Raw genomic sequence first — 7,188 nt, 5'->3', positions numbered from 1 at the left:
AAGCAACTTCATCGGGACTCAGAACGGTTGGCATGCGTCGAGGCGTTTTCGTCATCTTGTACTGTAGGTTTTCAATCTCCCGCTTCAGCACATGCTTGTAGACAAAAATAATCGCGCATAGTGCCTGATTTTGAGTGCCCGGACTGACTCCCCGATTGACGGCGAGGTGATTCAGGAAACGCTCAATTTCGTGATTACCCATGACTTTTGGGTGCTTCTTGTCATTGAAAAGGATGAACTGACGAACCCAGTAAAGATAGGACTTCTCGGTTCGGTAGCTGTACTGCTTTGTCCTAATTTCTGTGCGGACCGATTGTAGAAACGGTGATTTCGACACGCTCGCCCTCCGTGGCTGAATGCTGTATGTACGTACAGTTATAATAAAAACCACCCAAAAACGCCAAAATTCTTGCGGCTTAATTTGCACGGCCCTGCTCGCTTTTCACAATGCATCTCTGTAGGTATCTGTTTCAGCATGGGAAAAATTCGACCCACTGGATTTAACGTGCAAAAACGTGCATAAATATCCCGCGTGCACACTTTTCACAGAACCAAAAGCTCAAAAGCCCCCTGAGATGGAGGGGTAATGATCTGAAAAATCGAGGTTATTCAGGTTGTGAAGCAGTATTGGACTGGGTGATGGTGTTGCGGTTTAATAAGAAAGCAAACTAATAAGCTGTTAAGCGTAAAAAATGCCCATGCCTGACAACCAAAATTTAAGAACAGATTTCGAGGTCGCTATGGGGGAGGAATTCGGTAACTTGGTTTCTCCTCCCGTCCCCTTCCTAGAGGCATCACCTCAGGAATGCTGCGAGGCTATCTGGAGGGTACTCGGTGAAAATGTAACACCAACGATTCTGGCCAAGCTAAATCAATCGGGATATCAAAGCATCGCGGTCTCATTTGGAGAATGGTTTGAGTGTGAAGCTCCACCGACAATGCAAATTGCTGAGGCTGTAGCCAGAACGCTAAGTCGATGGCCTCCGGGGTCTTTGAATGAAAGCGCTTAACAAGGCCAGGCACTGCGACGGCTTTTCCATTGCGGCTTCGCCTCCACTACAAAGCCGCGCGTGCTGGCGGCGTTATGCATCTCATGGGTGAGGAATGAAGATAGGTCTGGTTTTTTTGGGGGTGGCCAATATTGGCTTCTTAGTGTTTCTCGGCCATGCCAAGGCTGGCTTCCCATACCTGGCAGTTCCCTTTTTTATTTTCGCTCTCATTCTTATTTGGTGGCCGGAACAGAAGTCTGAGAAAAGGCGAAAGAAACCGAGAGCTGGCAATCACAATCCGGAATCAATTGTTTGGCCCTTTGGTTGTTCAAAGGATAAATCTGGTCACAATAACTCAGACAGTGATTTTTCCGGTGGCGGCAGCGACTAAATGCATAACCAGTCGTTCAAGTTCGTTCCGGCCTGCGGCCTCCACCGGACACCCTTTCCATGGCGCCTTTGGCACCATTCCAAGGTCGCCGCTTAACATTGGCGTTAGTTGGTAGTGCTCTGTCCCTTTGGGGTGGCTATGTGCCATTGGCCTTGGCCCCGAATGGGTAGCAATGCCGGAGGTTTCGGTGCTTTGCCAAGGCCCTCAAATTCGGCATCATGTTGGCAGCTCAGCCGGTCAGCGGTGCGGGTAGTGAATTGGGTGTTTCGGTCGTGGGGTCGTCCGCCGAAAGTTGGTTCCTTGCCTACCTGCGATTCTGGCGTTCAGGTTCATTCACCGCATCATTGGCGGTGGTTCAAATAAAGGTGCACCGGCTGATTTTGGTGCAAGGGCAAAGGAGCATGCCATCATGTTGACTGCTAGGGAGTGGGCTTCACCGATGCCCCCAACTAACCAGTCGCTGTAGTACGTTCCCGGCCCGAGGGCCGTCCACCGGACGCCACTGTCGTGGCGCCGCTAAGCTCAGCGTTAGCTGGTAGTGCTTTGGTCTTTTTTTGTGGCTGGGTGCCATTGGCCTTGGCCGGAAATTGGCAGTAAAACCGGATGGTTTATAGCTCTGCCAAGGCCCGAAAATCTGGCGTCTTGCTGGCAGCTCAATCGGCCACCGATAGTGGTTTAGGAATTGGAGTTAACCGCGCGGGGCTGTCCGCCGAGAGCTGGTTCCTTGCTTACCTGCTACTCTGATGTTCAGGTTCATTCACCGTATTATTGGCGGTGGTTTCAACAAAGATGCACCGGCGAATTTTGGTACAAGGGCAGCGGTGTAGGCTGCGATGTTGGTTGCCAGAGATCGGGCTTCATTGATGCCCCCAGCTAACAAGTCGCTGTAGTACGTTCCCGGCCCGAGGGCCGTCCACCGGACGCCACTGACGTGGCGCCGCTAAGCTTAGCGTTATAGATCATCAGAAGGTGGCAGAGGCCGTGGAACAACAGCTTGATATTGGCAGATTCATATCGCTAAAAAAGCAGGAAATTGGCGCCGAGGAAAGCGATGCAATCTCGAAGCTGGAACTGTGCACCCAGTCGATTTATCGCTGGCTCCAGTATTGCGAATATCACTACGTTAACCTCGTGGAAACCGCGACGGAATCTAACTTGAGGTTCGATAGTATTTCAGTCTATCGGCGAGCGGGAGAAACAGTTCCTGTCAGGTATGTTTATGAGGCTAATATTGCTGCATTTCTCAATAGCCTCCATGCTTTGCTTGATTCATTTCCTTATCTTCTAAATCTATTTATACCAGTAAATGAGGACTTTGAGTCTACAAGCATTAAATGGCACGAAAGCTTCATCAAAAAATATGAGGATATGGCTTTTTATGATGAGCTAGCAGATTTCTTGATGGATACTACCTTTCACAAGGTTAAGGGATACGTAAATACCATAAAGCACAAGCATTTGATCAGGATTTCTAACCAATGGGATCACTTAGAATTCGAAGAATATACCTACAAAAAGCCTTGTCGTGATGTGCAGGGAAAAATCAATTTCAAGCCCGAGCCAGTAAAAGGTGAAAACGTAGTATCATTTATTGAAAAGTGCCACGACGAATTAATTCCAAGGCTTTTCAACCTTTGCGAAAACGTATTGCTTTTCAAAAGCTCGGAACTTTCAAATGATCTATAACAAGTGCAGGTTGTCGGACAGGTACTACGCTGTGCTCCGTACCTGCCGCAACTGCAAGCGTTATGTGTACTCATTGATACTCGGCGTGTTACGGGCGACTTGAACTTTCTCTAAAAAGGAATAAGCATCCTCAAGTAAGTCTGTTGGCAAATTCATACTTTTATTAAAGTCAATTCTAGCTGTAAGCGTTTCGAACATGTTGAATTTATTATTCATTTTAGCATCCGCTTCCGGCGTTCCAGTTGTGTCGATTACACTCCCATCACTATTAACCTTTAGAAGTGGCGGGGGGAGGAATGCTGAGCTTAAATCACCCTCGCCAGCTTTCATTAAGGCGCTGGCAAGAGCCATTGACTCGTTGTAGTTCATATTCTTTGGGTCAAATGTTTCGGCAAGTTCACGAGCTAGCGGTTGGTTGGGTTGTGTGTTGCCAGTCATCGTTGTTTGGGGCGGCATATTGTTGCCGCTTTTTTGTGTTGGTGTTATAGCTGAAGTCGCTATTGCACTTCCAATTTGCATGGTTAGCCCCTAGTATCATTAGTTAAAAATTAAGTGTTGCAAGGTGTATGCCATTAAACTAGTGAAGCCAAACACATAACAAGTGCAGGCACGGCGACGCCTACTACATTGCGCCTTCGGCTCCATTTCGCAGGCGCGCATGCTGCAAGCGTTAAAAGCAGGTTGCAAGTGAGCCAAGTAGATTGCCCAAAGCACGGAAAGCAAGACGAGACCTTCGTCTGTCAGCACATTGTGCAAGGTCTGCGGGAGGGACGGCCTTACGGCTTTTTTTATCCTGCCAGTTCAGATGAAAAGCGACCAAATGCGTGGTGCACAGTCTGCAACGAACTTGTCGCAGAAGAGAACGGGGAGTGGACGGATCAGATTCTCGAAGTAGCGCAGGTAAAGTTGCTTTGTGCTCTTTGCTATGACCGAGCAAAAGAAATGAACTTGGAAGGCGGTCGGAAATGGTGGGAATTCTGGAAGCGGTAGCTTTTAACAAGACGGTCAACCGGACGCCAAAAGCGTACCGCTTTTGGTTCCCTCCGCTGGCGCTCCGGCGCCGGTTACCTCAGCGTTACCCCTAGTCTGAATGTTCGCTTTGCGACCAGGTTGGCCAGCAGAGAACAATCTTTTGAGCCATACTTAAAGGCCCTTACCCTCCGAAGAGGGCCACGTTATGACGTTTCCTACCAACAAAGTTCCCTGGAACAAAGGGAAGCTCGTCGGCCAGAAGCTGCCGCTCAAACTCGAACAAATATGGGCTATCCGTATTCGGTTAGAGATAGCAAAGAACATCCGCGAGCTGGCGATGTTCAACATGGCAATTGACTGCAAACTCCGATCCTGCGATCTGGTAAAGCTATTGGTTCGAGATATTTCCAGAAACGGTGAGGTTCTGGACCGGGCGCAAGTCATCCAGCAGAAGACCAGTCAGCCTGTTCAGTTTGAGATAACCAAAAAGACGCGCGAATCGGTCGAAGCATGGATCGAGTTGCGTGGACTCTCAGGGATGGATTATTTGTGGCCGAGCCGGATGCGAAAGTTCGACCATATCACTACTCACCAATACGCCCGTCTTGTCAAAAAGTGGATTACGAGCATTGGACTTGACCCTTCCGTCTACGCAACCCATTCAATGAGACGTAGCAAAGCGACATTGATTTACAAGAAGACCAAAAATCTTCGAGCCGTTCAGTTGCTGTTGGGACACACGAATATGTCGAGCACCGTGCGGTACCTTGGTGTCGAGGTCGAGGATGCTCTGGAGATAGCTGAGAGTATTGAGATCTAGGTGCGTAACTTGTGTCCTTGGTCCCTTTGGATGCCTCAGACGCTGCAAGCCCCGGTCGATGATCACCCTCGGGTTACAGGCTCCTCCCGTCGCTAAACAAAAGCGGACATTTGGGTCAGGGCTTTTCCCTCATAGACTCCAAGCTAATCAAAGCCGTCTATCTTGAAAAACACAGCAGCTGAGAACCTGATAAATTCCATTTGCCAAATTGGCATACTAAGTTGATCGAGGTGGTTAAGTGTGCCAGAATGGCACACATGGATTGAGTCCTTTGAATAACTATTATCAAGGAAGAGGGTTTTCTTGGGTTCCAGTCGATCCTATCCCACCATCGGTGAAGTATATGATGAACACACTAGGTAAAGACACGCGCTTGGTTGCCCGTGTCGATGAAGAAACGCAGAGACTTATTGCTCATGCAGCAGAGTTAACGGGCCGCAGCTTGAGTCAGTTCCTGATCTACGCTGCAAAGAAAGAAGCACAAGAGGCCGAGCGTCAGGCGCTACAAATCCAGGTTTCCCGGCAAAGTGCTGATCTTATGCTGGAGCTGCTGGATAACCCTGAGCCGATTAACCCAAAGCTTCGGGAAGCTGCACTCAACCACAGGAAGTTGGCTGGTGACTTTAAGAACCGAAGAGATCAGTAAAAAGCACAATCGGCGAGAGTTTGACTGCGGTAAACCTGCACTCAACGAGTTCTTGAAGAAAATTGCGCGGCAAAGCAGCCAGAAGAGGGCGACACGGACTTATGTGCTGATTGAAGATGAGGCCGACCCGACGGAGATTCTGGGTTATTACACTCTTCTTCCCAGCACCCTTGTCTTCCCGCAAGGGCATCCCCTGCAAAAGCGATTTCCGTCGGATCCGCCGGTTTACCGGCTGGCACGGCTTGCGGTTGATAACTCTGTGAAAGGATATGGATTAGGCGCATACCTTTTGATCGAGTGCCTGAGGCGAGTTGTTGATGCGTCGATTTCAGTTGGAGGTATAGGCTGCGCGGTAGATGCCAAGGACGCCGACTCGAAAGGATTCTACGAAAAGTTTGGGTTCGTTGCTATTGATGCCGTTGAGGGTGACTCTTTAGCTCTTTGGCTACCTTTTGAACAATGTTTGGAAGCAGTTGAACTCTCACTCGCAGGTGGTGAACAGTAGCCGGGTTCCGCCCTGTTACTGTGGATCTTGCCGAAAAGAGACGGAGTTTCTCTCGGGCAAGTATTGGCCTATCCGCCTGAATGTTCGCTTTGCGACCGTAGCAGCTAAACAAAAGCGAACATTCGAGTCAGAGCTTTCCTCCAGAGCCTCCAGTCATTCAGTAATCCTCTTCAAGCAGGCCAACAAGGTCCTGCCGAATGGATTGAGCGCTTAAATCTTCCGGCCGGATAAGCAGGCGAGGATTACCATCACGATCAAACACATAGACTGCACCGCTGTGAGTAACGGCATAGTCACCTTCTGCGTCCGGTTCTTCATGCCCGAACGTCTACCGGTATCGCTGGGTAAGCGTGCGGAGGTCAGAGGCGTTGCCGGTCAGCCCGATGATTTTGTCACCAAAAAAATTGACGTACTCCGCCAGGCGTTCGGGTGTGTCGCGCTGAGGATCGACACTGACGAACAACGTAAGTACTTCCTCCTGATTTTCCGTGCTCAGCCCGCTGACGGCCTGGCTGAGTTTTTGCAGAGCAGTGGGGCAAACATCAGGGCAAGAGGTAAATCCGAAAAACAGCATTCGTACCTGACCACTGTAATCATCGCCTGAAACCCGTGTTCCCTGACTGTCGATCAAATCGAATTCAAGCTTGGGCATCACGCCGCTGATTTCTGTCCCGTGCCAATCCGGCGGATCATCGCCCATGCAGCCAACAAGGAGGATTGCCAGCATCATCATTGCAATGGATGCAAAGCGCTTTGCGTGGTGTTGGAAGCAGGGTTTGATCATCAAGTGGTGTCCTTCAATTACGTGTTGGAAGGATTCTGGTGTCCCAGAACAATCGCCAAGTCTTCCGGCACCGCCATCGGTTCAAATGCGCTGACGTTGGCAAGTCCCGTATTGCCGACAGGAACCCGGATTCGTGAAACCAGCAACGCAGCGAAGGCCCGAGCCAGCTGACCGAGAACCTCGCGAGCATCGCGCGCGTGCCAGCCAAGCCGGAGCATGCGCAAATGTGTTGTCGTGTGCGCTAACGCGAACTTCTGGCTCAGAATATGAGCCCGTTCAAGATGTCTGAACGCTGTAGCGACATCGCCCTGATTGTCAGCATCAGCGGCTGCTGCCGGTTCTGTCAGATAGAACGTCTTGAGTTCACTGTTCACTGCTCAGTTCTCCTGCCTTAT

General features: G+C 49.9%; 9 protein-coding genes. 5 read left to right on the top strand and 4 right to left on the bottom strand.

Annotated features, from left to right (window positions below; genetic code table 11):
* On the bottom strand, window positions 1–337 hold a 337-nt coding region (locus tag FE845_RS14400; RefSeq protein WP_200365899.1), incomplete at its 3' end, for a site-specific integrase.
* 767 nt (window positions 338–1,104) lie between these two features.
* Here FE845_RS14400 and FE845_RS14395 point away from each other — a divergent pair.
* Window positions 1,105–1,380: a hypothetical protein gene (locus FE845_RS14395; protein ID WP_200365888.1), complete on the top strand. Its 276-nt coding sequence runs from the start codon at window positions 1,105–1,107 to the stop codon at window positions 1,378–1,380.
* A 981-nt stretch (window positions 1,381–2,361) separates the two neighbouring features.
* Window positions 2,362–3,066, top strand: a complete 705-nt coding sequence (locus FE845_RS14390; RefSeq protein WP_200365886.1) for a hypothetical protein — start codon at window positions 2,362–2,364, stop codon at window positions 3,064–3,066.
* A gap of 60 nt (window positions 3,067–3,126) precedes the next feature.
* On the opposite strand, the gene FE845_RS14385 is transcribed toward FE845_RS14390, so the two are convergent.
* Window positions 3,127–3,585, bottom strand: coding sequence for a hypothetical protein (locus tag FE845_RS14385; protein WP_200365884.1), 459 nt, complete (start codon window positions 3,583–3,585; stop codon window positions 3,127–3,129).
* 658 nt (window positions 3,586–4,243) lie between these two features.
* Here FE845_RS14385 and FE845_RS14380 point away from each other — a divergent pair.
* The 3 genes from FE845_RS14380 (at window position 4,244) to FE845_RS14370 (ending at window position 6,009) form a co-directional block, all read left to right on the top strand.
* The gene (locus FE845_RS14380) at window positions 4,244–4,858 is read left to right on the top strand and encodes a tyrosine-type recombinase/integrase (protein WP_200365882.1); all 615 of its coding nucleotides are present in this window, start codon (window positions 4,244–4,246) and stop codon (window positions 4,856–4,858) included.
* A gap of 343 nt (window positions 4,859–5,201) precedes the next feature.
* Window positions 5,202–5,504: a DUF1778 domain-containing protein gene (locus FE845_RS14375; RefSeq protein WP_200365871.1), complete on the top strand. Its 303-nt coding sequence runs from the start codon at window positions 5,202–5,204 to the stop codon at window positions 5,502–5,504.
* Window positions 5,476–6,009, top strand: coding sequence for a GNAT family N-acetyltransferase (locus FE845_RS14370; protein WP_200365868.1), 534 nt, complete (start codon window positions 5,476–5,478; stop codon window positions 6,007–6,009). Before FE845_RS14375 ends, FE845_RS14370 begins: the two co-directional genes overlap by 29 nt.
* 328 nt (window positions 6,010–6,337) lie before the next feature.
* Here FE845_RS14370 and FE845_RS14365 read toward each other — a convergent pair whose 3' ends face one another.
* A complete protein-coding gene (locus tag FE845_RS14365; RefSeq protein ID WP_227507855.1) occupies window positions 6,338–6,793 on the bottom strand; it encodes an SCO family protein in 456 nt (151 codons plus the stop codon).
* 17 nt (window positions 6,794–6,810) lie between these two features.
* Window positions 6,811–7,167, bottom strand: a complete 357-nt coding sequence (locus FE845_RS14360) for a DUF3703 domain-containing protein (protein WP_053113384.1) — start codon at window positions 7,165–7,167, stop codon at window positions 6,811–6,813.
* Between the last annotated feature and the right edge of the window lie 21 nt (window positions 7,168–7,188).

The organism is Marinobacter sp. 1-4A, from assembly GCF_016597725.1.
In the GTDB taxonomy this organism is placed as follows: Bacteria; Pseudomonadota; Gammaproteobacteria; order Pseudomonadales; family Oleiphilaceae; genus Marinobacter.
Note: the sequence above shows the minus strand (reverse complement) of the source record. Positions and strands in the feature narration are given on the sequence as shown.

Bases quoted from the DNA above. Each gene is read 5' to 3' on its own strand.
- FE845_RS14375 (WP_200365871.1), top strand. From the start codon at position 5,202: ATGATGAACACACTAGGTAAAGACACGCGCTTGGTTGCCCGTGTCGAT.
- FE845_RS14385 (WP_200365884.1), bottom strand. From the start codon at position 3,585: ATGCAAATTGGAAGTGCAATAGCGACTTCAGCTATAACACCAACACAA.
- FE845_RS14365 (WP_227507855.1), bottom strand. From the start codon at position 6,793: ATGATCAAACCCTGCTTCCAACACCACGCAAAGCGCTTTGCATCCATT.
- FE845_RS14380 (WP_200365882.1), top strand. From the start codon at position 4,244: ATGACGTTTCCTACCAACAAAGTTCCCTGGAACAAAGGGAAGCTCGTC.
- FE845_RS14395 (WP_200365888.1), top strand. From the start codon at position 1,105: ATGAAGATAGGTCTGGTTTTTTTGGGGGTGGCCAATATTGGCTTCTTA.